Here is a 22,046-nt window from a genome sequence, read left to right as displayed (position 1 = left end):
ACAAATACGATGAACATTCAGTGCAAACGCGTTTATGATCCGGCTGAACAGAGCGATGGTTATCGCGTACTGGTCGACCGCCTCTGGCCACGCGGTATCAAAAAAACCGATTTAGCCCTTGATGAGTGGGATAAAGAAATCACGCCGTCAACGGAGCTGCGCAAAGCCTTTCACGGCGAAGTCGTCGATTTTGCAACCTTTCGCGAGCAATATCTTGCAGAACTGGCGCAACACGAGCAAGAAGGAAAGCGGCTGGCAGACATCGCCAAAAAACAGCCGCTAACCCTGCTCTACTCAGCAAAAAACACCACGCAGAACCATGCGCTGGTGCTGGCAGACTGGCTACGTAGCTTGTGATTTTAGTGCAGCATCCGGCGGTTATTTTTCACCAGCCGGATGGTCCCGTCGCCACAATGCCCATTCATCAATCGTTTCACCGCCCGGTAATTTGCAATTGTTGCTGACCCCTTGCGCTGTCTGCACAGGAATGAGCGTCCCGCCCTTCTGCTGGCAATAGACCGACGCCGGATTTGCCATACCAATCTGCGGCGGTTTAGGTGCTTCTGGCTGAGAAGGGGTTGAACAACCAGCCAGGACCAGCAAGCAAGGCAGAACAAAACTGATAATTTTCATTTATTGATCTCACATATTTATCCAGGCTTAGAGTATCGCGGTATCGTTTTGTTTTGCAGCACTATTTTTATTACATTCACTCAAAACATATTACGTCTTGTTTCATCTTTGTTGATGATGTTTTATCATGCCTGCAAAGATTAAATAATCAGCATTTACCCGCCGTATCCTGGAGTTGTTTCGTGTCAGATCAGATTATCGCCCGCGTCTCGCAATCCCTTGCCAAAGAACAGTCACTGGAAAGTCTGGTCCGACAGCTTCTGGAGATGCTGGAAATGGTCACTGATATGGAATCAACCTACCTGACCAAAGTGGATGTCGAAGCGCGCCTGCAGCATATAATGTTTGCCCGTAACAGCCAGAAAATGCACATCCCGGAGAATTTTACCGTCTCGTGGGATTACTCGTTATGCAAACGCGCCATTGATGAAAACTGCTTTTTCAGCGATGAAGTCCCCGACCGTTGGGGCGACTGTATTGCGGCACGCAATCTTGGCATCACCACATTTCTGAGCACGCCAATTCACTTACCGGATGGATCATTCTATGGCACGCTTTGCGCCGCCAGCAGTGAGAAGCGCCAGTGGAGTGAACGCGCGGAACAGGTTTTGCAGTTATTCGCCGGACTGATTGCACAATATATTCAAAAAGAGGCGCTGGTTGAACAGCTGCGCGAAGCCAATGCCGCACTGATTGCGCAATCGTATACCGACTCGTTAACCGGGCTACCGAATCGGCGGGCGATTTTTGAAAACCTGACGACGCTGTTTTCTCTTGCGAGGCATCTTAACCATAAGATAATGATCGCATTTATCGATCTGGATAACTTCAAATTAATCAATGATCGTTTTGGTCATAATAGTGGCGATCTGTTTCTTATTCAGGTTGGCGAGCGCCTTAATACGCTCCAGCAAAATGGCGAAGTTATTGGTCGTCTCGGCGGTGATGAGTTTTTGGTTGTTTCACTGAACAATGAGAATGCGGATATTCCATCGCTGCGAGAACGTATTCAACAGCAAATACGCGGAGAATATCACTTAGGTGATGTTGATTTGTATTATCCTGGTGCCAGTCTTGGCATAGTAGAAGTCGATCCTGAAACGACCGATGCAGACAGCGCCCTGCATGCTGCCGATATCGCGATGTATCAGGAGAAAAAACACAAACAGAAAACACCTTTTGTCGCGCATTCAGCGCTACATTCCTGAGGCGTATTCACATCCTTTTGATTGGTGATAACATGCGAATCGGTATTATTTTTCCGGTTGTAATCTTTATTACAGCGGTCGTATTTTTAGCATGGTTTTTTATTGGCGGCTATGCTGCCCCGGGAGCATAAAGATGAAAAAAACAACGATTATTATGATGGGCGTAGCGATTATTGTCGTTCTCGGCACTGAGTTGGGATGGTGGTAACGTCACATCTAAAAAATAGCAAAGGCTGCCTGTGTGCAGCCTTTGTGCAATTTACGCGTTAACTTTTGATCTTTCTGTAGATAAACAGCACGACAATCGCACCAATAACGGCAACCACGAAGCTGCCAAAATTGAAGCCATCGACTTTACCAAAGCCAAACAGCGTGCTGATCCATCCGCCGACTACGGCACCGACTATCCCCAGCAGGATAGTCATAAAGAATCCACCACCATCTTTACCTGGCATGATCCACTTCGCCAGAATACCGGCAATAAGCCCAAAAATAATCCATGACAGAATGCCCATTGTTTCCTCACTTATCTGTTTTGCATTAGCGGGTTAGTCGCTGATAAAAAGCATAGCACAACATCAGGAGGGCAAGATTTGTGACAAGCATCACGGAGGATTTTTTTGCGATGGCGCAGAAATTGCGCCATCTACGATCAGTGATAATTACCAACCACAAACATCATGTTCGTTTTCCGTGTCATAAGAACGCACGGTATTCACCAGATCTTTTATCACTTCAGCCGCCACTTCTGGCACCAGCAAAGTCATCGGCGTCTCTGTTTCATAATCGACAGAAACGCCATTACTGTTATTGGTGACGGTCACGGTATACGTTGCTTTGCCCATGATTCATTTCCCGTTATGAATGACTTTTCGTTGTTGCGCGCCTTCCATCAGGACTTCAGGAGCAACGAAGAAGTCAATGTTGAAATAAGTGTCGTCAGTCATGGCTTCAATGTTGTGCCACTTTTCTGGAGGGAACACCGCAAACTGCCCCGCTTCGATAAGGATCACTTGATCAGGATCTGCACTGTGTTCATCAGCGTAGCCGAGATATTTGACCGCCCCATGCATAACGGAAAGGCGTGGGTAAACCCCCGGGCGCGTTCCTTTATCAAGATGACGTTCGAATATTCCGGCAGGCGCAGTTTGTTTATTCCAGAAAGGCGTTGAGCGCGTATGAATATAATTCTGTGGGATTTGCAGCATCCTTTTCCCTCCTTCGGTGAATGCGCTGAAAACGGTTTATTCCAGCCGTTTTAGGGTACGCCTGATAATTTGCATTTTAAATACCATTTATTGGTTACTTTTTAGCACCGTATCAGAGAAGAATCAGGGAGGATTACAGGTGGGAAGCCCGCGACAACGCGGGCTGAATGCATCAGGACTGGAGCGTCGCCAGTCGGGCGGCGAAACCCACAAACATCAAACCAATCAGTGAGTTGCCCACTTTAGCCAGTTTCTTTTTGGTACGGATGTACTGCGTGACAAAAGCACCAGAAATAATCAGGAAGCTCAAATAGCAGAAACTCACCAGTTCCAGCGTCGTCGCCAGAATAAAGAATGAAATTCCCGTATGTGGTGCATTAACATCGATAAACTGTACAAAAAACGACACATAGAACAAAATGGCTTTCGGATTAGTCAGGCTCAAAATTAACGCGCGCTTAAAGATGGCACCGTATTGGGGCTCGTCGGATTTGACCTCGCTATTTTTACCCTTCAGGGTCGCGTAGAGAATTTTACTCCCCAGATAGAGCAAATAAAATGCACCAAGATAACGTACAATGTTGAATAATATCGGGGTGGTCTTAATTAATGTCGCCACTCCAGCCCATGCCAGAAACATCAATACCGCATCGCCAATAAATACGCCACAGGCCGCAAGATAACCGCCTTTGATACCGCTACTGACGCTATTTTTGAGTACAAACAGGGTATTTGGCCCTGGCACCAACACAATAAAAATGGCCCCAACCAGATAGGTCCAGTAATTCAGAACCCCGTATTCAGCGAACACATTAACCTCTTTAATTAGCTATCGATCATGCGCGATTAAAGGTGAATATGCTAACCAATCTCTAGCGGCTTAGAAAGGAGAAAATCAGGGTTTAACCTGATATCAACCCGATAATTGAATCATTAATCAGGCGTGGTCCAGTGAAAAATTCGGGTAGTGCTCGGCAAAATACTGGCGTAAAAATTCTACCGTTATCCGCACTTTCGCTGACGTCGCCAGCCTTGAAACATAAACGGCCCAGACATTTGCTGGCTGGTAATACTCCGGTAGCACTTGCACTAAATGTCCACTGGCAATATTTTCGCTAACATCCCACCAGGAGCGCAGAGCAATCCCCTGCCCATCGAGACACCACTGATGGACAATTTCTCCATGATTAGACGACAGCGGGCCGGTGACTTTAATCGCATGGTGGCCTTCTTTATTGCGTAATTGCCAGACACCAAAAGGATGATCGCGCTCTTTAATGACCAGACATGGCAATGCAGAAAGGTCGGTTAAATGTTTCGGCGTGCCATATTGCGCAATAAATTCCGGCGAAGCGCAGAGAATGCGGTAATTGGTCGCCAGTTTGCGGGCGATTAAATTAGGGGCGATGTCATCGCCAATGCGAATATCGAGATCAACACCTTCATTGACCAAATCGACCAACCGGTCTTCCACATCAAAACGTAATTCCAGTTGCGGATACGCCTTCGCCAACGCCGATAACGCCGGAGCCACCACCTGCCGTCCAAAACCAAAGCTGCTGATAATACGCAACATCCCCTGCGGCACCTGACGTACGTCAGAAAGCTCGTCCATCATCTGGCCGACATCTTGCAAAATTCGCTGCGCCCATTCATAAATCCGCTCTCCTTCTTCGGTAATAGTGACGCGGCGGGTGGTGCGGTGTAACAACACCACATTTAGCGTTTGCTCCAGCAAGGCGATGCGCTTGCTGACGAACGCCGGTGAAACGCCCAATTCTTCTGCCACGGAGGCAAAACCAGCCCGGCGAGCCACCAGCATAAAGACGCGCAAATCGTTCAGCAGCGGTAAATTATTCATGATTCGTGTTTTATGTTTCACCAGTTACGGGGATTAATTCCTTTTCAGTCAATTATAGGATGAGGGTATTGTCAATTTTGATGGTCAGGAAGTGAGAACCCAATGATGAAAACGATGCGTATTGCTGCGATCCCGGGAGACGGGATTGGCAAAGAAGTCCTTCCTGAAGGGATTCGCGTGTTACAGGCTGCCGCTGAGCGCTGGGGCTTCGCCTTGAGTTTTGAGCAAATGGAGTGGGCGAGCTGCGAGTATTACAGCCATCACGGTAAAATGATGCCGGACGACTGGCATGAGCAACTTAGCCGTTTCGACGCCATCTATTTTGGTGCCGTCGGCTGGCCGGATACCGTTCCGGACCATATTTCGTTGTGGGGTTCGCTGCTGAAATTTCGTCGTGAGTTCGACCAGTACGTCAACCTGCGCCCGGTTCGTCTCTTTCCTGGCGTTCCCTGCCCGCTGGCGGGAAAACAGCCTGGCGACATCGATTTTTACGTGGTCAGGGAAAACACCGAAGGCGAATATTCCTCGCTCGGCGGTAGAGTGAATGAAGGTACAGAGCATGAAGTCGTCATTCAGGAATCGGTATTTACTCGTCGTGGTGTCGATCGTATTTTGCGCTATGCCTTTGAACTTGCGCAAAGCCGCCCACGTAAGACGCTAACTTCTGCCACTAAATCGAACGGTTTAGCCATCAGCATGCCGTACTGGGATGAGCGAGTGGAAGCAATGGCTGAGAATTACCCGGAGATCCGCTGGGACAAGCAGCATATTGACATTCTCTGCGCACGTTTTGTGATGCAGCCGGAACGCTTCGATGTGGTAGTGGCGTCCAATTTGTTTGGCGATATCCTTTCCGATCTTGGCCCGGCCTGCACCGGCACCATTGGCATTGCCCCATCCGCCAACCTGAATCCCGAACGCACTTTCCCGTCGCTCTTCGAGCCAGTCCACGGTTCCGCGCCGGATATCTACGGGAAAAATATTGCTAACCCTATCGCCACGATTTGGGCCGGTGCAATGATGCTCGATTTTCTCGGCAATGGCGATGAGCGTTTCCAGCAAGCGCATAACGGTATTCTGGCCGCGATTGAAGAAGTGATTGCTCACGGGCCGAAAACACCTGATATGAAAGGCAATGCCACCACGCCACAGGTTGCCGACGCGATTTGCAAAATTATTTTGCGTTAAGGTCAAACCAGTTTATTTGAACCGCGTCACTGACGCGGTTTTTTTATTCGTTCTTTGCAGTAAATAACCTGCGTCATTTCACCTTTTATTGTTTCCGTTTCGTGTTTTATGGCTTTCCGTATTCTTAATTGTTTAATTTATGTAACATGTAAATAATCAATTTGTTAAACACAACATACAACTCATACCCTGCAAATAATTACAACTGGCAAAAGCCAGAGACGGGCTTTTATGCCCAGGAGATGACTCATGATGAGCAATGTTAAGAAAAAAGATGTGCCGTTGATAAGCATCAGCCTGGTGGCCATTCTTTTCATCGCAGCTGCATTAAGCCTTTTCCCACAACAATCGGCCGACGCGGCCAACGCAATATACACTTTTGTTACGCGTACGTTAGGTTCCGCCGTACAGGTATTGGTTTTGCTGGCAATGGGACTGGTGATTTATTTAGCCACCAGTAAATACGGCAATATTCGTCTTGGCGAAGGAAAACCGGAATACAGCACGCTCTCCTGGCTGTTTATGTTTATTTGTGCAGGTTTAGGTTCTTCTACGCTTTATTGGGGGGTTGCTGAATGGGCCTATTATTATCAAACGCCTGGATTAAATATCGCACCGCGTTCACAACAGGCACTCGAATTTAGCGTTCCCTACTCCTTCTTCCACTGGGGCATCAGCGCCTGGGCAACTTATACGCTGGCCTCATTAATCATGGCTTATCACTTTCATGTGCGGAAAAATAAAGGGCTGAGCCTTTCCGGCATTATTGCTGCTATTACCGGCGTTCGCCCGCAAGGCCCGTGGGGGAAACTGGTCGATTTGATGTTCCTGATCGCCACTGTCGGCGCACTGACCATTTCCCTTGTTGTCACCGCAGCAACCTTTACCCGTGGGCTTTCCGCGCTGACCGGTTTACCCGATAACTTTACCGTACAGGCATTTGTGATCCTGCTTTCCGGCGGCATTTTTTGCCTAAGCTCGTGGATTGGTATCAACAACGGTTTGCAACGTCTAAGCAAAATGGTTGGCTGGGGCGCGTTCCTGCTGCCATTACTGGTGCTGATTGTCGGCCCAACCGAATTTATTACCAACAGCATCATCAATGCCATCGGCCTGACCACGCAAAACTTCCTGCAAATGAGCTTATTTACCGATCCGCTTGGCGATGGTTCATTTACCCGCAACTGGACCGTTTTCTACTGGCTGTGGTGGATCTCATACACCCCCGGTGTAGCAATGTTTGTCACCCGCGTTTCGCGCGGTCGAAAGATTAAAGAAGTTATCTGGGGACTGATCCTCGGCAGCACTGTCGGTTGCTGGTTCTTCTTCGGTGTAATGGAAAGCTATGCCATTCATCAGTTTATCAATGGCGTAATCAACGTCCCACAGGTGCTGGAAACACTGGGCGGCGAAACAGCTGTGCAGCAAGTTCTGATGTCTCTACCAGCCGGTAAATTGTTCCTCGCGGCCTATCTGGGCGTGATGATTATCTTCCTCGCCTCGCATATGGATGCGGTGGCTTACACCATGGCGGCGACCAGCACGCGTAATCTCCAGGAAGGTGACGATCCTGACCGTGGGCTGCGTCTGTTCTGGTGCGTAGTGATCACTCTGATCCCGCTTTCCATCTTGTTTACCGGTGCTTCGCTGGAAACAATGAAAACTACCGTCGTCCTCACTGCCCTTCCCTTCCTCGCCATTTTACTGGTGAAAGTCGGCGGATTTGTTCGCTGGCTGAAACAGGATTACGCCGACATTCCGGCTCATCAAGTTGAAGATTATCTCCCGCAGACACCGGTTGAAGCCCTGGAAAAAACGCCAGTGCTCCCTGCGGGAACCGTATTCAAAGGCGACAACTGAGCGCCATCATCCTAACGATAAAGGTATCCCTATGAGCAATCTGAGCCCTGACTTTGTACTACCCGAAAATTTTTGCGCTAACCCACAAGAGGCGTGGACCATTCCTGCCCGTTTTTATACCGATCAGAACGCGTTTGAACACGAAAAAGAGAACGTCTTCGCCAAAAGCTGGATTTGCGTCGCTCACAGCAGCGAACTGGCGAATGCCAATGATTATGTGACGCGTGAGATCATTGGCGAAAGCATCGTGCTGGTACGCGGTCGTGATAAGGTTTTGCGCGCGTTCTATAACGTTTGCCCGCACCGTGGTCATCAGTTATTGAGCGGCGAAGGGAAAGCGAAAAATGTGATTACCTGCCCGTATCACGCCTGGGCATTCAAACTCGATGGCAACCTGGCCCATGCGCGTAACTGCGAAAACGTCGCCAATTTCGATAGTGACAAAGCGCAACTGGTTCCGGTGCGTCTGGAAGAATATGCCGGATTCGTCTTCATCAACATGGACCCCAACGCCACCAGCGTAGAAGATCAGTTACCCGGTCTGGGAGAGAAAGTGCTGGAAGCCTGCCCGGAAGTCCACAACCTGAAACTGGCGGCCCGTTTTACCACCCGCACGCCTGCCAACTGGAAGAACATTGTCGATAACTATCTCGAGTGCTATCACTGTGGTCCGGCGCATCCAGGTTTCTCCGACTCCGTTCAGGTTGATCGTTACTGGCACACCATGCACGGTAACTGGACGCTGCAATACGGTTTCGCCAAACCGTCCGAACAGTCTTTCAAATTTGAAGAGGGTACGGATGCGGCATTCCACGGTTTCTGGCTGTGGCCGTGCACGATGCTGAACGTCACCCCGATCAAAGGCATGATGACGGTCATTTATGAATTCCCGGTGGATTCTGAAACTACCCTGCAAAACTACGATATTTACTTCACCAATGAAGAGTTAACCGACGAGCAAAAATCGCTGATTGAGTGGTATCGCGATGTGTTCCGTCCGGAAGATTTACGTCTGGTTGAAAGCGTACAGAAAGGGCTGAAATCGCGTGGCTATCGTGGTCAGGGGCGCATCATGGCCGACAGTAGCGGTAGTGGCATTTCCGAACATGGTATCGCCCATTTCCATAATCTGCTGGCGCAGGTGTTTAAGGACTAATGACATCGGCGGCGGTATTTTCCGCCGCTGGGCTGATTTTTGATGGAGTACAGCAATGTCAGACTATCAAATGTTTGAAGTACAGGTGAGTCAGGTTGACCCCCTTACCGAACAGGTGAAACGCTTCACGCTGGTGGCAACCGATGGCAAACCATTACCTGCGTTTACTGGAGGAAGTCACATCATTGTGCAGATGAGCGATGGTGATAACCAGTACAGCAATGCGTACTCACTGCTGAGTTCGCCACTCGATACGTCTCGTTATCAGATTGCCGTTCGGCTGGAAGAAAACTCGCGCGGTGGTTCGCGCTTTTTGCATCAGCAGGTGAAAGCAGGCGATCGGTTGACCATTTCGACGCCTAATAATCTGTTTGCGCTAATTCCCTCGGCCAGAAAGCATCTGTTTATCGCGGGCGGTATTGGTATCACCCCTTTCCTGTCGCACATGGCAGAGTTGCAATACAGCGACGTCGACTGGCAGTTACATTACTGCTCGCGAAGTCCAGAAAGTTGCGCATTTCGTGATGAGCTAGTCCAGCATCCGCAGGCCGAGAAAGTCCATTTGCATCATTCATCAACCGGAACACGACTGGAATTAGCGCGATTATTGGCGGATATCGAACCTGGCACACATGTTTATACCTGTGGCCCCGAGGCGCTAAATGAGGCGGTAAGAAGTGAAGCTGCGCGTCTGGACATCGCCACCGATACGCTGCACTTTGAGCAATTTGCTATCGAAGACAAAACCGGCGATGCATTTACGCTGGTGCTTGCCCGTTCCGGAAAAGAGTTTGTGGTGCCGGAAGAGATGACTATTTTGCAGGTTATTGAAAATAGTAAAGCAGCGAAAGTGGAATGTTTATGTCGTGAAGGGGTATGCGGAACCTGCGAAACGGCAATACTGGAAGGTGAAGCTGACCATCGGGATCAGTATTTTAGCGATGAAGAGCGTGCCAGCCAGCAAAGTATGTTGATCTGTTGTTCACGCGCGAAGGGTAAACGCCTGGTGTTGGATTTGTAGTTTGTCTCAAGCCGGACACACCCTGTCCGGCTCAGGAAGGTTTTACTGCGGATATTCCTGCAATAAATTGTGTAATGCTTCCGCCATCAGCTCACCACGCCAGCCGGAAATCAGCTCGGGCAAATTGTTCTGTGGTTTCAGTTTCCAGTGCCAGTTCAGCAGCTGGTTGATTTGCCGACGCGATGCCAGCAATTCGGCGCTGATCTTGTGTGTTTCGCTCACGTCAGTAATCAGCGACTTAATCGCTTTAAACGCTTTACGATAACCCGGCATGTCCATCAGGTTAAGCATCGGCTGCGGTAAGGCCTCTTCCGGCAATGTCTGCGCTTTTTCCACCAGCGCCAGCAGCGTTTTACCGTGGAAGCGGATTTCGCTACCGGATAAGCCCAGGCTATCCAGTTCGCCAAGACTTCCCGGCATATAACGTGCTACCGACCACAAATGCTCTTCACGCACAACAAAGTTCACTGCCAAATCGCGCTCCCGCGCCTTGCGCAGTCGCCAGTCGGCTAACAGTTGCAAACAGGCTAGCTGGCGTGTGCGTAACTGCCAGGCATTGGTGATATCACGCCAGGCATCTTCCGGCGCAACGACTTCCTGACGACGCATTTGCATCAGGCGGCATTCATCCAGCGCCGCAGGTAGCCAGCCGGAGGCCTCCGTTTCTACCATAAGCTTTGCGGTGATCGGTAACAGATACCAGACATCCGCCGCTGCGTATTCACACTGACGTTCAGTCAGCGGTCTGGCCAGCCAGTCGGTGCGCGATTCACTCTTGTCCAGCGTAACGCCGGAATACTCTTCCACCATGGAAGCAAAACCCCATGACATCGGGCGTCCGCAGAAGGCAGCAAGGATTTGCGTGTCAATCAGGGGTTGTGGTAATTCGCCAAAGACATTGAGGAACACTTCCAGATCTTCACTGCCTGCATGGAGAAATTTTGTGATGGACGGATCGCGCAGGATCGCTTTCAGCGGTGACCAGTCGGTGATCCCGAGAGGATCAATTAGCGCCAGATGCTCGCCATCGAAAAGTTGAATTAGACCCAGCTGCGGGTAATAGGTGCGCGTACGAACAAATTCAGTATCCAGGGCTATCGCCGGAAAGGCACGGACAGCTTCACACAAAGAAGCCAGCGCATCGTCCGTGGTAATCATTTGGTAATTCAAATTGTATTCTCTTTAGTGGGCGTCAAAAAAAACGCCGGATTAACCGGCGTCTGACGACTGACTTAACGCTCAGGCTTTATTGTCCACTTTGCCGCGCGCTTCGTCACGTAATTCTCGTCGCAAAATTTTTCCGACGTTAGATTTCGGTAACTCATCACGAAACTCCACCAGCTTCGGTACTTTGTAGCCCGTGAGCTGACGGCGGCAAAAAGTCACCAGTGACTCTTCGGTAAGCGATGGATCTTTTTTCACAACGAAGATTTTCACCGCTTCACCACTTGAGCCGGAAGGTACGCCAACAGCCGCGACTTCCTGTACGCCAGGATGCTGCATGACGACATCTTCAATCTCGTTGGGATAGACGTTAAAACCGGAAACCAGAATCATGTCTTTTTTGCGATCAACGATGCGTAAGAAACCTTCTTCGTCCATTACGGCAATGTCGCCAGTGTGTAGCCAACCGTTTTTGATGATTTCATCAGTGGCATCCGGACGCTGCCAGTAGCCCAGCATCACCTGCGGTCCTTTGACACAAAGCTCACCCGGTTGACCCGGTGGTACTTCGTTATCATCATCATCCACCAGTTTGGCTTCCGTCGACGGCACCGGCAAACCGATGCTACCACTATGATAATCAATATCATACGGGTTAACGCTGACCAGCGGCGCACACTCGGTCAGGCCATAACCTTCCAGCAGATACTGTCCGGTCAGTTTCACCCAACGTTCAGCCACCACTTGTTGAACAGGCATCCCACCGCCTGCGGAAAGGTGCAGACTGGAGAAATCCAGCTGCTGGAACTCTTTATTGTTCAGCAACGCATTGAACAAGGTGTTAACGCCGGTTATCGCGGTAAACGGATATTTCGCTAACTCTTTTACCAACCCCGGAATATCGCGCGGGTTAGTGATAAGCAAGTTCTGCCCACCCAGTTCAATAAACAGCAGGCAGTTAATGGTCAGCGCAAAAATGTGATACAGCGGCAGTGCCGTCACCACCAGCTCTTTGCCCGGATGCAACAGCGGCCCGTAAGTCGCGTTAACTTGTTCCAGATTCGCCAGCATATTGCGGTGAGTCAGCATCGCGCCTTTCGCCACACCAGTGGTACCACCGGTATATTGCAGGAAAGCTAAATCTTCCGGCACCAGTTCGGGTTTGACGTACTGCATCCGGTAGCCGTTATGCAGTGCGCTACGAAATGAGATGGCATCTGGCAGATGGTATTTCGGCACCAGACGCTTGATGTATTTAACAACGAAGTTGACTACCGTGCCTTTTGCCGTGGATAACTGATCGCCCATACGGGTCAGAATAACGTGCTGAACGGCGGTTTTATCAACCACTTTTTCCAGAGTGTGGGCAAAGTTAGACACGATAACAATCGCCGATGCGCCGCTATCGTTAAGCTGATGCTCAAGTTCACGCGGGGTATACAACGGGTTAACGTTTACGACAATCATCCCGGCACGCAAAATGCCAAACAGCGCCACCGGATATTGCAATAAATTAGGCATCATCAACGCAACGCGATCGCCTTTCTTCAGTCCCAACCCTTGTTGCAAATAAGCGGCAAACGCGCGACTGCGTTCTTCCAGTTTGCGGAAGGTCATCACCTCCCCCATATTCACAAACGCGGGTTGATCGGCGTAGCGCGCGACCGACTGCTCAAACATATCTACCAGAGATTGATAACGGTCAGGGTTGATCTCCGTCGGAACGTCCGCGGGATAACGGTTAAGCCAAACCTTCTTCAATTCTTCACCTCTAAAATGCGTGTTCGTCGTCATCGCAACCCCAAATGATATACATGCCGTTAACATAACATTAACTCATCATACCAGCTTGATAATTACCCAACGAAAAGGTTGCGAAGCGCGTCACTATTTATTTTTATCTTTACCGTAAGAATGCAGAAACAGCGGACCAGCCGCTGTTTCTTTTACTTTAAAAACAAGCAATTATTCAGTTACAACAGTTTGTACTCTCGCGGGGCCGGGATTATACCAGCCCCATCCACCGTAGCCATAGGGCCAGCCACGACCGCCATAAAACCATGGATCAATCGGCTGAGGCGGCATAATCACCTGCTGGGTTAAATGCCAACGTTTGTAACCCGTTACCTGCATCACCATAAATTTATAGGGCGTGTTGCCGATTTTGCCGTCAACCGCACCGGTGATTGGCCCAACTACCGTAACCAGTTGTCCACGGAAATCTACCGGGTCCAGAAAACCGTTCACATCAGCATAAATGCGACCGCGAGAAGGTTCTCCCAGCGTCGGTCTGGCTCCGCTGTCGAGCGGTACGGTAGCAATTTCCAGGCGGGTTTTCCCTTGCTGGTTTTGTACCGCAACCACTTTGCCACCAAAGCGTGCCTCCTGACCAACGTACAGCTGCGGCGCACTCATTACCCGAACTAAATCTTGTTGCGGCGTGGGACTGTTGCCTTTAATGGCGTCCGGCACAGTGACACAACCGCTCAGCATTAGCGCAAACGTACCTGCCAGTATGCCTTTGATAACATTCTTTTGAACCGCCATGATGCGACTCCTTTTTTCTCAGGGCATACTCTTAAGATTCATTCTTTGCCCGGAAGTTTCTTCCACGCGACGTTGTTACGTAAATAAACCGGCTCGGCATGTTCCACCGCCACTGTTTTACCCTCAGCAAACATCTGACAAGCAATCGGCAGCATATCTTCTGCGGCAGGCAGTAATACTTCACCATCGCGCAAAACCAGCCCGCTCTCTTTACCGAGATCCGGCCAGGCTTGCCAGCCTGTACCCACAGTCACCCATTCGCCGGAAAGCTGTTGCATCCGTTCATGAACGAGTTCAGGTTTGAGTACGGCTTCGGTTTCTTCACCGTGCCAGATACCATTTTCATCACGCTGATATTCGGCCCAGTAAACTTCGCCCATTCGCGCGTCAATGGCTGCCAGCACGCGGGTTGCGCCGTTTTTGCGCCACGCCCCTTGCGCCATCGTCATTAGCGTGGAGACGCCAATCATCGGTAATTCCGCGCCAAGCGCCAGCCCTTGCGCAATGCCAATACCAATGCGCACGCCGGTAAAGCTACCGGGGCCGCGCCCGTAAGCCAGAGCATTTATGTCCGTCAGGGAAGTTCCGCTGGTGGTCAGGATATCCTGCACCATCGGTAAGATTCGTTGAGTATGTTCACGAGGGCAAAGCTCAAAATGAGCGTTGACAGTACCGTCGTTCCACAGGGCGACAGAGCAGGCCTCTGTCGCGGTATCGATAGCCAGAATTCGCATGGGTCTTCGTGCTTAGATCAATAAAAAGGCGCGCATCATACCATACTCCATCACAAATTACCTGGAGGATGGTATCGCAAGGAAACGAACCGCACGGGCAATGTCACGGGTGCGCGGCGCTGGCGGCAGACTGGCGAGAAACGTCGCGCCGTAAGGGCGCATCACCAGCCGATTGTCGCAAATCACCAAAACCCCTCGATCGTCGGCGTCGCGAATCAGTCGCCCTACTCCCTGCTTGAGAGTAATGACCGCATCCGGCAGTTGTACTTCATCGAACGGGTCACCACCGCGCAAACGGCAATCTTCCATGCGCGCTTTTAATAGTGGATCATCCGGTGAGGTAAACGGCAACTTGTCGATAATCACCAATGACAATGTATCGCCACGCACATCCACCCCTTCCCAGAAGCTGCTGGTTGCCACAAGAAGCGCGTTACCGGCGCTGACAAATTGCTGCAACAGTTGCCCTTTGCTAGTTTCCCCCTGCAACAAAACGGGAAGCGTCATGGTAGCGCGGAACTGCTCGGCCAGATCGCGCATCATGGCGTGCGAGGTACAAAGCATAAAACAACGACCGTTGTTAGCTTCGATGATCGGTCGCAGCATTGCCGCCAGCTGCCGAGCGGAACCCGGTTGATTGGTTTGCGGCAGGTTGCGCGGCACACAGAGTAATGCCTGGCGGCTGTAATCAAAGGGGCTGGGTAACAGCAACGACTCCGCCTGTTCTATCCCAAGCCGCGAGGTGAAATGATGCAGATCGTCGTTCACCGACAGCGTTGCTGAGGTGAAGATCCAGCTACCTGGTTTTTGCGCCATTAACTCTTTGAATTTATCCGCCACGCTAAGCGGCGTGAGCGCCAGAGTAAAATGGCGCGAAGTGCATTCATACCAGTAGCTGTAACCCGGCTGATTGATCTCTTTCAGCCGTTTAAGCCGCGTACGATAAAGTGTGGCGCGTTCAAATGCTGCATCCAGCAAGGCGGAACGCCCCAGCGACAATTTCGCTACGTCATAACAGAGTTCAAGGGTGTCATCGAGCAGTAAAAATGCCCGCTGAATTTGCGGATTAGCTAACAGTTCGCGCAGGTTGCCACGATAACCTGGCTCACCTAATTGCAGGCGAAAATCCTGCGCGCTCTGGGCAAGGCGGTCGGCGCACTTTTGTAACTGCTGGGTGTCTTTTAATTCGGTGCGGTAGGCGATGGTGATGTCTTTTGCCAGGTCGAGCAGTTGTCGACTGGAGAGTGACTGACCAAAATACTGGCTGGCGATATCCGGCAACTGGTGGGCTTCGTCGAAGATCATGACGTCAGCTTCCGGGATCAGTTCGCCAAATCCACTCTCTTTCACCACCATATCCGCCAGAAAGAGATGATGGTTTACCACCACCACATCGGCGTCCATCGCTTTTTTGCGTGCTTTGACCACAAAGCAATCTTTATACATCGGGCAGTCGCTGCCAAGGCAGTTGTCGTTGGTGCTGGTGACCAGCGGCCACGCCTGTGAATCTTCCGCCACGCTGACGCAGGTGCTGATATCACCATCGACTGTTTGATTAGACCAGGAGCGCAGCAGGATCACATCGCTTAAAATTTGTACCGGTAGATCGCCACCCGCCAGCGCCTGCTGTTCGAGACGTTCGAGGCAGAGGTAGTTAGAGCGCCCTTTCAGCAACGCCACGTTGCCCGTATATTTCAACGCCTTTGAAACCGTTGGCAAATCGCGGCTGTAGAGCTGATCCTGCAACGCTTTTGAACCGGTCGAGATAATGACTTTCTTTTTCGCCCGCAGCGCAGGGGCCAGGTAAGCGTAGGTTTTGCCCGTACCGGTTCCGGCCTCCACCACCAGCGGCTGGCTTTTATCTATCGCCCCGGCGACGGCTACCGCCATCTGACGCTGTGGTTCTCGCGGCTTAAAGCCTGGTATCGCTTTCGCCAGCTGACCGTCTGGTGCAAAATCGTCCGTCACACTACCCCCTGTTGATTTGAACAGGGATTATGTCAGGATGAGGGCGCTTTCGCCAGCAGGACCGCCACGATAATTAAGGAGAGCAAGGATGCAACTTAGCGCCGCTGAACAGAGCCTGGTCGAACGGATTAAGCAAAAAATCCCCCGCATTTCGTCAGGCGATCCAAACTGCGCCTTATTTGGTGCCAAACAGTGGAAATACCAATGGCCGCCTGCAGTCAGTGAAGAGACGCTCCTTGCCTTTGAGCAGCAATCTGGCGTTTCGCTGCCGCGCGTCTACCGCATTTTTCTGCGTTACATCGCCAATGGCGGCCCATGTTATGGTTATGGTTTATGGCCTATTGAACAATGCCCGGTACAGGGTTTACTGCCGGTCGACAATATGCTTCCCCTGCGTTTGACGCAGCTTGATATTCAACAGATCCAGGAGATTGCGGTTTCCGATGAGGGCAATCACCCTGTTTACAACGGGCTGCTGCAAATTGGTTGCAATGGTATTTACCTAGTAGTTACCGGGCAATATAGAGGGCGACTACTGCGTTCCTCATTTGACTCGGATTTTCCTGTAACCAGCGAAACGTTTCAGTTTCTGTATGACGCCGATTTTCTCAGTTGGTATGAACGCTGGCTTGACGAGATCGTTGCCGGGATGGATATGGAAACTTTCGGCACCGATGTCCCCGGCAGTCAGGCGCAATTGCGTACGCTTTTCATGGCGACCCAAAACAAAGATGCCCTCTCATCGCTGGCGCGTTTTCCGCTTGCCGAGCCGGAAACACTGGCGCTTTGGGAGTCTGTTTGTCGCACGGATAAAGATCCTGCACCCGGGAATATTGCCCTGAAAGCGCTGATTAATGCGCGAGCAGAATGTGTTCCGGAGATCGTTCATCTTCATCTGTCCATGCCCGGTGCGTATCAAGATAACGCCGTGCAGTTGCTACGCCTTGCCGATAAAAAGGGCTTCCCGCTGGCGCTGTTTACCCGGCAACTGGTACGACATTTAGCGGAAGTGACGGATGTCACGACGTTCGCTGAAGCGGTGCAACTGATCCAGCAAAGCGAATTTAATTGCTGCGAAACTTTTGCTCCGATCTTTCAACATGTCAGTTGGAAGAACGTTCTCTGGCTAACATGGGGAATAACGCAGGCGAAAGATTTTGCGACTCAGGACTGGCATGTGGCGTTGTTTGAACCGTTATTCAAACATCCGGATAGTGAAATCTGTAAACAGGCAATTTATGCCCTGTTTGGCGTTCGCGATCCCCGCGTGCCCGCATGGGTTGACTACGCCGCAATGCGTTTTCCCGATTTAACCTCGCTGCGCCACGATTATTATCGCCGCACCTGGGAGGTTGAAGAATGACGTTAGCGTGCGATTATGGCAGTCTTAGCACTAAATTTTGCATATTAAGGAGAATAAAATGACCATTACCCGTATCGACGCCGAAGCCCGCTGGTCTGATGTCGTGATCCACAACAACACTCTCTACTATACGGGTGTGCCGGAAAACCTTGACGCCGATGCTTTTGAGCAAACTGCGAATACGCTGGCGCAGATTGACGCCGTGCTGGAAAAACAGGGCAGCAATAAATCGAGCATTCTGGATGCCACCATTTTCCTGGCTGATAAAAACGACTTCGCGGCGATGAATAAAGCGTGGGATGCCTGGGTTGTCGCGGGTCATGCGCCGGTGCGCTGCACGGTACAAGCGGGACTGATGAATCCACAGTATAAAGTTGAAATTAAGATTGTTGCTGCGGTTTAAGTTATTCCAGGGCAGAAAATAACCAGATAATACTGACCGATTTTGCTGGATTCGGTCAGTACTTCGCGCCCCCACTCTGTTATCCCTCGTTCCGGGCGCAATAAAACAGGCTTAAATTGTGTCGCGCCTCACTGCGTTCGGCAAAAAACACAGATGTCAACAGACTAACGCATGATAGAGGTTTATAATCCCTTTGATCTTAGAGGCAATTTGAGGTCATATAGACTTATTGATTACGTGGTTAATTTTAAGGATAAGAATATGCCTGCTGTAATAGATAAAGCCCTGGATTTCATTGGTGCCATGGATATCTCAGCATCAACACCAAGTTCTATGAATGAAAGCACTGCAAAGGGAATCTTTAAATGTCTGAAAGATTTGGGAGTACCCGCGAGTGCCGACGTCATCATTGCGCGAGGGAACGAGGAAGGATGGAATCCTGAGTTCACACAGAAAATGGTTGGTTGGGCAAAAAAAATGGAGTCTGGTGAACGCGTGGGGATTAAAAATCCGGAATATTTTACGTCATATATGCATGACGAACTCAAAGCGCTGGTATAGTTTAACTCTCTATCAGCAGAAATCGGCATGGACGCTTTCATCTATAACAGAAAAGCGTCCATTTTTTCGCCAATATACAACTCACTTGTTCTTCTTTTTTATCAGTGCGTCCATTGTAATCTCGGGTGCAAGAAGCACAGGGATAGTACAGACGTATCAATAAAACATCGACGGCGCGATCTCCCCATAATAGAGTTCTCTTTCAGTCTTTACCAAAACCCATTTTCCGCGCATCTTCCTGAAAATCGGGGCGATTTGTCGCCCATCAGGCTGTGTAAATACCACATCATCATATTTTTTAAATCGCTGTCCGTCTTGCCTGAATACAGAAAAGGCACAAGATTGTTGATAGCCGTTATCAGCAATGATCCACGGTAAACAAACAGCAAAAGAACTCATCCCTTCAACGGGAATTTCATATCGTGTGAAGGTATTGTTTTTAATATGAACAAGTTCATAATCCGTATAATAATAAAACCAGACTGATGTCGCATTTTCAACATTTAAGGCATAACAATCAAAAATACAACACTCATTCTGTTCCCATAAAACATTACCGTAGAGATCATATTTTGCCAGGCCGTTTTGTCCCATAGGGATCTGCCAGCCATAATTTCCAAAGACACCTTCATCAAAGTAGCTTACCCATATTTCACCCTTTTCTGTAACACTTACATCCTCGATACCATCGCCCAATGTAAATCGCCGTACCAGTCTTCCATCCATGGTGTAAATGGCTGCATTTTTCTCCCCCTCGCCATTTTCAAACCGACTCCGGGCACCTACTAATAAAATATGTTGGTTGTCAATAATCTGTACTTTGTGGAAATTATAAGTATCCTGAATATTAATCGTTTTCGCATAATGGGGTTTTCTTCCATATAATGTAATATACCAGGTTCTTTCCTCCGTTATTGTCGAAACAAACATTCCCTGGATACGTTCAGGTATCTGATCCACTTCCAGTACAGATATTTGCCCATTAAAACTGAGGGAACAAGAAACAAATTCACCGCAAGGCTGATAGCTCATTGCGGTTAAAGGAATATTTATCATTCACTACCTCCTGTATTATGATTTATTATTTTCATCAATAAATCATCCGTGAAAAAATTTACTTAAGTATGTATTACGGCTTTAAATATGACACGGAAACAGCCCATTGCAATAACAGGACCATAATACCTTCACCGCCCAGGATTGCTGATCCCCCATGACCATACGTTTGCTAATCAACTCAATATCATCAGATATTCTGGCGGAAATATCACTGTTTCCCGTTATACGAAAAGCTAATTTAAAATATCTCTCACGTAATGTATCTATTAGGTTAATCACTTCTTCAGAAAAGGCTCTTCACTGGACGGCATTAAACTCACACATCCAGCGTTCATCAAATTGCGAGTCGTCCCTGAGATCCAGTGCGCTATCAACATTGAGTTGACTTAAAAAAGCAAAAAAATCCGGTTCCTCCAGGGCTGCTTTCACGCCCACCAACGCCACCAGACTCTCCATAATAAATTCCCTCTCATACTTACGACCTGACGCATAACGTTACTCGTCTTCATCCTCAAAACGCGCCACGATTCGCTCGCCGGAATGGTTGGCACGCAGCTCTTCTGCCACCAACGCGATTGCCTGGCCGCTGCTCATCCCTTGTGCCATCAGCTCCTGGATCCGCTCGACGGCTTTTTGCTGCTGTTCATGGGTGAGTGAAGGTAAACCTGCAAACATTGTTAACTCCTGCTAAATTGTTGGCGCTAATTATTTCATGCTACCCGGCACATAGCCAGTAGAGTCAGGACTGATGAAGACGTTATCTCCCGCTGTGATTACTTTACCCTGGCGTCAGGACGCCGCTGAATTTTATTTCTCCCGCTTAAGCCACCAGCCGTGGGCGATGCTTTTGCACTCCGGTTATGCCGATCATCCGCATAGTCGCTTTGATATTGTGGTCGCCGAGCCGATTTGCACTTTAACCACTTTCGGTAAAGAAACCGTTGTTAGTGAAAGCGAAAAACGCACAACGACCACTGATGACCCGCTACAGGTGCTCCAGCAGGTGCTGGATCGCGCAGACATTCGCCCAGCGCATAACGAAGATTTGCCATTTCAGGGCGGCGCGCTGGGGTTGTTTGGCTACGATCTGGGCCGCCGTTTTGAGTCACTGCCAGAAATTGCGCAGCAAGATATCGTTCTGCCGGATATGGCTGTGGGTATCTACGACTGGGCGCTCATTGTCGACCACCAGCGTCAAACAGTTTCTTTGCTGAGTCATAATGATGTCAATGCCCGTCGGGCCTGGCTGGAAAGCCAGCAATTCTCGCCGCAGGAAGATTTCACGCTAACTTCTGGCTGGCAATCCAATATGACCCGCGAGCTGTACGGCGAAAAATTTCGCCAGGTACAGGAATATCTGCACAGCGGTGATTGCTATCAGGTGAATCTCGCCCAGCGTTTCCATGCGACCTATTCTGGCGATGAATGGCAGGCATTCCTTCAGCTTAATCAGGCCAACCGCGCGCCATTTAGCGCTTTTTTACGTCTTGAACAGGGCGCGATTTTAAGCCTTTCGCCTGAGCGGTTTATTCTTTGTGATAATAGTGAAATCCAGACCCGCCCGATTAAAGGCACGCTACCACGCCTGCCCGATCCTCAGGAAGATAGCAAACAAGCAGAAAAACTGGCGAACTCAGCGAAAGATCGTGCCGAAAATCTGATGATTGTCGATTTAATGCGTAATGATATCGGTCGTGTTGCCGTAGCAGGTTCGGTAAAAGTACCAGAGCTGTTCGTGGTGGAACCCTTCCCTGCCGTGCATCATCTGGTCAGCACCATAACGGCGCAACTACCAGAACAGTTACACACCAGCGATCTGCTGCGCGCAGCTTTTCCTGGTGGCTCAATAACTGGAGCACCGAAAGTACGGGCTATGGAAATTATCGACGAACTGGAACCGCAGCGACGCAATGCCTGGTGCGGCAGCATTGGCTATTTGAGCTTTTGCGGCAACATGGATACCAGCATTACTATCCGCACGCTGACTGCCATTAACGGACAAATATACTGCTCTGCGGGCGGTGGAATTGTCGCCGATAGCCAGGAAGAAGCGGAATATCAGGAAACTTTTGATAAAGTTAATAAGATATTACGCCAACTGGAGAAGTAAGA

The 22,046-nt window shown here is 49.8% G+C and carries 26 protein-coding genes; 12 read left to right on the top strand and 14 right to left on the bottom strand.

Going from position 1 to position 22,046, the window contains the following annotated elements:
- Positions 1-9 precede the first annotated feature (9 nt).
- Positions 10-357, top strand: a complete 348-nt coding sequence (locus ATB02_RS03345) for a DUF488 domain-containing protein (protein WP_001025381.1) — start codon at positions 10-12, stop codon at positions 355-357.
- A 21-nt stretch (positions 358-378) separates the two neighbouring features.
- On the opposite strand, the gene yoaF is transcribed toward ATB02_RS03345, so the two are convergent.
- The gene (gene yoaF, locus ATB02_RS03340; protein WP_000691930.1) at positions 379-633 is read right to left on the bottom strand and encodes a DUF333 domain-containing lipoprotein YoaF; all 255 of its coding nucleotides are present in this window, start codon (positions 631-633) and stop codon (positions 379-381) included.
- A 182-nt stretch (positions 634-815) separates the two neighbouring features.
- Between yoaF and dgcP the strand changes: the two genes are divergently transcribed.
- The 3 genes from dgcP to yoaJ are packed head-to-tail and all read left to right on the top strand — an operon-like array spanning position 816 to position 2,049.
- A complete protein-coding gene (gene dgcP / locus ATB02_RS03335; RefSeq protein WP_024212062.1) occupies positions 816-1,841 on the top strand; it encodes a diguanylate cyclase DgcP in 1,026 nt (341 codons plus the stop codon).
- Between the two features lie 32 nt (positions 1,842-1,873).
- The gene (locus tag ATB02_RS03330) at positions 1,874-1,972 is read left to right on the top strand and encodes a YoaK family small membrane protein (protein ID WP_001219350.1); all 99 of its coding nucleotides are present in this window, start codon (positions 1,874-1,876) and stop codon (positions 1,970-1,972) included.
- Between the two features lie 2 nt (positions 1,973-1,974).
- Positions 1,975-2,049, top strand: coding sequence for a protein YoaJ (gene yoaJ, locus ATB02_RS03325; RefSeq protein ID WP_001386836.1), 75 nt, complete (start codon positions 1,975-1,977; stop codon positions 2,047-2,049).
- Positions 2,050-2,107: 58 nt separating this feature from the next.
- Here the strand turns inward: yoaJ and ATB02_RS03320 are convergent, their stop codons facing one another.
- The 5 genes from ATB02_RS03320 to dmlR form a co-directional block, all read right to left on the bottom strand.
- Complete coding sequence (locus tag ATB02_RS03320; RefSeq protein WP_000512153.1) at positions 2,108-2,356, bottom strand: GlsB/YeaQ/YmgE family stress response membrane protein; 249 nt, start codon at positions 2,354-2,356, stop codon at positions 2,108-2,110.
- Positions 2,357-2,503: 147 nt separating this feature from the next.
- Positions 2,504-2,686 carry a DUF1869 domain-containing protein gene (locus ATB02_RS03315; protein WP_000513737.1) on the bottom strand — a complete coding sequence of 61 codons (183 nt, stop codon included), beginning with the start codon at positions 2,684-2,686 and terminating at the stop codon, positions 2,504-2,506.
- 3 nt (positions 2,687-2,689) lie between these two features.
- Positions 2,690-3,049, bottom strand: coding sequence for a DUF1971 domain-containing protein YeaR (gene yeaR, locus ATB02_RS03310; RefSeq protein ID WP_000939313.1), 360 nt, complete (start codon positions 3,047-3,049; stop codon positions 2,690-2,692).
- A gap of 172 nt (positions 3,050-3,221) precedes the next feature.
- On the bottom strand, positions 3,222-3,860 hold the full coding sequence (leuE, locus tag ATB02_RS03300) for a leucine efflux protein LeuE (RefSeq protein ID WP_000457194.1): 639 nt from the start codon (positions 3,858-3,860) through the stop codon (positions 3,222-3,224).
- Between the two features lie 126 nt (positions 3,861-3,986).
- Positions 3,987-4,910 (bottom strand): DNA-binding transcriptional regulator DmlR, encoded by a 924-nt coding sequence (gene dmlR, locus ATB02_RS03295; protein ID WP_105271125.1) that lies wholly within the window; start codon positions 4,908-4,910, stop codon positions 3,987-3,989.
- A 102-nt stretch (positions 4,911-5,012) separates the two neighbouring features.
- On the opposite strand from dmlR, the gene dmlA reads away from it, so the two are divergent.
- The 4 genes from dmlA (at position 5,013) to yeaX (ending at position 10,135) form a co-directional block, all read left to right on the top strand.
- Entirely contained in the window at positions 5,013-6,098 is a 1,086-nt protein-coding gene (gene dmlA, locus ATB02_RS03290) for a multifunctional D-malate/3-isopropylmalate/tartarate dehydrogenase (RefSeq protein ID WP_000978494.1), read from the top strand.
- Between the two features lie 249 nt (positions 6,099-6,347).
- A complete protein-coding gene (gene yeaV / locus ATB02_RS03285; protein WP_105271077.1) occupies positions 6,348-7,958 on the top strand; it encodes a BCCT family transporter YeaV in 1,611 nt (536 codons plus the stop codon).
- A 31-nt stretch (positions 7,959-7,989) separates the two neighbouring features.
- Positions 7,990-9,114, top strand: a complete 1,125-nt coding sequence (gene yeaW / locus ATB02_RS03280) for a carnitine monooxygenase, oxygenase subunit YeaW (protein ID WP_105271076.1) — start codon at positions 7,990-7,992, stop codon at positions 9,112-9,114.
- 55 nt (positions 9,115-9,169) lie between these two features.
- Positions 9,170-10,135: a carnitine monooxygenase reductase subunit YeaX gene (gene yeaX / locus ATB02_RS03275; protein WP_105271075.1), complete on the top strand. Its 966-nt coding sequence runs from the start codon at positions 9,170-9,172 to the stop codon at positions 10,133-10,135.
- A 42-nt stretch (positions 10,136-10,177) separates the two neighbouring features.
- Here yeaX and rnd read toward each other — a convergent pair whose 3' ends face one another.
- The 5 genes from rnd to ATB02_RS03250 all read right to left on the bottom strand — a co-directional run bounded on the left by rnd (position 10,178) and on the right by ATB02_RS03250 (position 16,548).
- A complete protein-coding gene (rnd, locus tag ATB02_RS03270; protein ID WP_001303529.1) occupies positions 10,178-11,293 on the bottom strand; it encodes a ribonuclease D in 1,116 nt (371 codons plus the stop codon).
- Between the two features lie 81 nt (positions 11,294-11,374).
- The gene (gene fadD / locus ATB02_RS03265; protein WP_000758422.1) at positions 11,375-13,060 is read right to left on the bottom strand and encodes a long-chain-fatty-acid--CoA ligase FadD; all 1,686 of its coding nucleotides are present in this window, start codon (positions 13,058-13,060) and stop codon (positions 11,375-11,377) included.
- Positions 13,061-13,264: 204 nt separating this feature from the next.
- Positions 13,265-13,846, bottom strand: a complete 582-nt coding sequence (gene yeaY / locus ATB02_RS03260; protein WP_000290557.1) for a Slp family lipoprotein YeaY — start codon at positions 13,844-13,846, stop codon at positions 13,265-13,267.
- A 38-nt stretch (positions 13,847-13,884) separates the two neighbouring features.
- Positions 13,885-14,580: a tRNA (adenosine(37)-N6)-threonylcarbamoyltransferase complex dimerization subunit type 1 TsaB gene (gene tsaB / locus ATB02_RS03255; protein ID WP_001220981.1), complete on the bottom strand. Its 696-nt coding sequence runs from the start codon at positions 14,578-14,580 to the stop codon at positions 13,885-13,887.
- 57 nt (positions 14,581-14,637) lie between these two features.
- A complete protein-coding gene (locus ATB02_RS03250) occupies positions 14,638-16,548 on the bottom strand; it encodes an ATP-dependent DNA helicase (protein WP_105271074.1) in 1,911 nt (636 codons plus the stop codon).
- Between the two features lie 88 nt (positions 16,549-16,636).
- On the opposite strand from ATB02_RS03250, the gene ATB02_RS03245 reads away from it, so the two are divergent.
- The 3 genes from ATB02_RS03245 to ATB02_RS03235 all read left to right on the top strand — a co-directional run bounded on the left by ATB02_RS03245 (position 16,637) and on the right by ATB02_RS03235 (position 18,875).
- Positions 16,637-17,911, top strand: a complete 1,275-nt coding sequence (locus ATB02_RS03245) for an SMI1/KNR4 family protein (protein ID WP_105271073.1) — start codon at positions 16,637-16,639, stop codon at positions 17,909-17,911.
- Between the two features lie 58 nt (positions 17,912-17,969).
- A complete protein-coding gene (locus tag ATB02_RS03240) occupies positions 17,970-18,314 on the top strand; it encodes a RidA family protein (protein WP_032184405.1) in 345 nt (114 codons plus the stop codon).
- A 261-nt stretch (positions 18,315-18,575) separates the two neighbouring features.
- Positions 18,576-18,875, top strand: a complete 300-nt coding sequence (locus tag ATB02_RS03235) for a DUF1889 family protein (RefSeq protein ID WP_206748426.1) — start codon at positions 18,576-18,578, stop codon at positions 18,873-18,875.
- Positions 18,876-19,031: 156 nt separating this feature from the next.
- Here ATB02_RS03235 and ATB02_RS03230 read toward each other — a convergent pair whose 3' ends face one another.
- From ATB02_RS03230 to ATB02_RS03225, 3 genes are all read right to left on the bottom strand, one after another.
- Positions 19,032-19,931, bottom strand: a complete 900-nt coding sequence (locus ATB02_RS03230) for a hypothetical protein (protein ID WP_105271071.1) — start codon at positions 19,929-19,931, stop codon at positions 19,032-19,034.
- 300 nt (positions 19,932-20,231) lie between these two features.
- The gene (locus tag ATB02_RS26325) at positions 20,232-20,390 is read right to left on the bottom strand and encodes a hypothetical protein (RefSeq protein ID WP_157945201.1); all 159 of its coding nucleotides are present in this window, start codon (positions 20,388-20,390) and stop codon (positions 20,232-20,234) included.
- Between the two features lie 39 nt (positions 20,391-20,429).
- Positions 20,430-20,609, bottom strand: a complete 180-nt coding sequence (locus ATB02_RS03225; RefSeq protein WP_000457334.1) for a YoaH family protein — start codon at positions 20,607-20,609, stop codon at positions 20,430-20,432.
- A gap of 73 nt (positions 20,610-20,682) precedes the next feature.
- Here ATB02_RS03225 and pabB point away from each other — a divergent pair, with 73 nt between their 5' ends.
- Positions 20,683-22,044 (top strand): aminodeoxychorismate synthase component 1, encoded by a 1,362-nt coding sequence (pabB, locus tag ATB02_RS03220; protein WP_032184408.1) that lies wholly within the window; start codon positions 20,683-20,685, stop codon positions 22,042-22,044.
- The last annotated feature ends 2 nt before the right edge of the window (positions 22,045-22,046 follow it).

The organism is Escherichia sp. MOD1-EC5189 (genome assembly GCF_002966045.1).
Classification (GTDB): Bacteria; Pseudomonadota; Gammaproteobacteria; order Enterobacterales; family Enterobacteriaceae; genus Escherichia; species Escherichia coli_F.
The sequence above is the reverse complement of the archived record's forward strand: the minus strand, read 5'-3'. Positions and strand labels throughout refer to the sequence as shown.

Excerpts from the sequence above, each read along its gene's own strand:
- tsaB (WP_001220981.1), bottom strand. The coding sequence starts at position 14,580 with ATGCGAATTCTGGCTATCGATACCGCGACAGAGGCCTGCTCTGTCGCC.
- yeaR (WP_000939313.1), bottom strand. The coding sequence starts at position 3,049 with ATGCTGCAAATCCCACAGAATTATATTCATACGCGCTCAACGCCTTTC.
- ATB02_RS03330 (WP_001219350.1), top strand. The coding sequence starts at position 1,874 with ATGCGAATCGGTATTATTTTTCCGGTTGTAATCTTTATTACAGCGGTC.
- ATB02_RS03320 (WP_000512153.1), bottom strand. The coding sequence starts at position 2,356 with ATGGGCATTCTGTCATGGATTATTTTTGGGCTTATTGCCGGTATTCTG.
- ATB02_RS03240 (WP_032184405.1), top strand. The coding sequence starts at position 17,970 with ATGACCATTACCCGTATCGACGCCGAAGCCCGCTGGTCTGATGTCGTG.
- dmlR (WP_105271125.1), bottom strand. The coding sequence starts at position 4,910 with ATGAATAATTTACCGCTGCTGAACGATTTGCGCGTCTTTATGCTGGTG.
- yeaY (WP_000290557.1), bottom strand. The coding sequence starts at position 13,846 with ATGGCGGTTCAAAAGAATGTTATCAAAGGCATACTGGCAGGTACGTTT.
- yeaX (WP_105271075.1), top strand. The coding sequence starts at position 9,170 with ATGTCAGACTATCAAATGTTTGAAGTACAGGTGAGTCAGGTTGACCCC.
- rnd (WP_001303529.1), bottom strand. The coding sequence starts at position 11,293 with ATGATTACCACGGACGATGCGCTGGCTTCTTTGTGTGAAGCTGTCCGT.
- ATB02_RS03315 (WP_000513737.1), bottom strand. The coding sequence starts at position 2,686 with ATGGGCAAAGCAACGTATACCGTGACCGTCACCAATAACAGTAATGGC.
- pabB (WP_032184408.1), top strand. The coding sequence starts at position 20,683 with ATGAAGACGTTATCTCCCGCTGTGATTACTTTACCCTGGCGTCAGGAC.
- ATB02_RS26325 (WP_157945201.1), bottom strand. The coding sequence starts at position 20,390 with ATGGAGAGTCTGGTGGCGTTGGTGGGCGTGAAAGCAGCCCTGGAGGAA.
- ATB02_RS03245 (WP_105271073.1), top strand. The coding sequence starts at position 16,637 with ATGCAACTTAGCGCCGCTGAACAGAGCCTGGTCGAACGGATTAAGCAA.
- yeaW (WP_105271076.1), top strand. The coding sequence starts at position 7,990 with ATGAGCAATCTGAGCCCTGACTTTGTACTACCCGAAAATTTTTGCGCT.
- ATB02_RS03230 (WP_105271071.1), bottom strand. The coding sequence starts at position 19,931 with ATGATAAATATTCCTTTAACCGCAATGAGCTATCAGCCTTGCGGTGAA.
- ATB02_RS03235 (WP_206748426.1), top strand. The coding sequence starts at position 18,576 with ATGCCTGCTGTAATAGATAAAGCCCTGGATTTCATTGGTGCCATGGAT.
- ATB02_RS03225 (WP_000457334.1), bottom strand. The coding sequence starts at position 20,609 with ATGTTTGCAGGTTTACCTTCACTCACCCATGAACAGCAGCAAAAAGCC.
- ATB02_RS03345 (WP_001025381.1), top strand. The coding sequence starts at position 10 with ATGAACATTCAGTGCAAACGCGTTTATGATCCGGCTGAACAGAGCGAT.
- yoaF (WP_000691930.1), bottom strand. The coding sequence starts at position 633 with ATGAAAATTATCAGTTTTGTTCTGCCTTGCTTGCTGGTCCTGGCTGGT.
- dmlA (WP_000978494.1), top strand. The coding sequence starts at position 5,013 with ATGATGAAAACGATGCGTATTGCTGCGATCCCGGGAGACGGGATTGGC.
- yeaV (WP_105271077.1), top strand. The coding sequence starts at position 6,348 with ATGATGAGCAATGTTAAGAAAAAAGATGTGCCGTTGATAAGCATCAGC.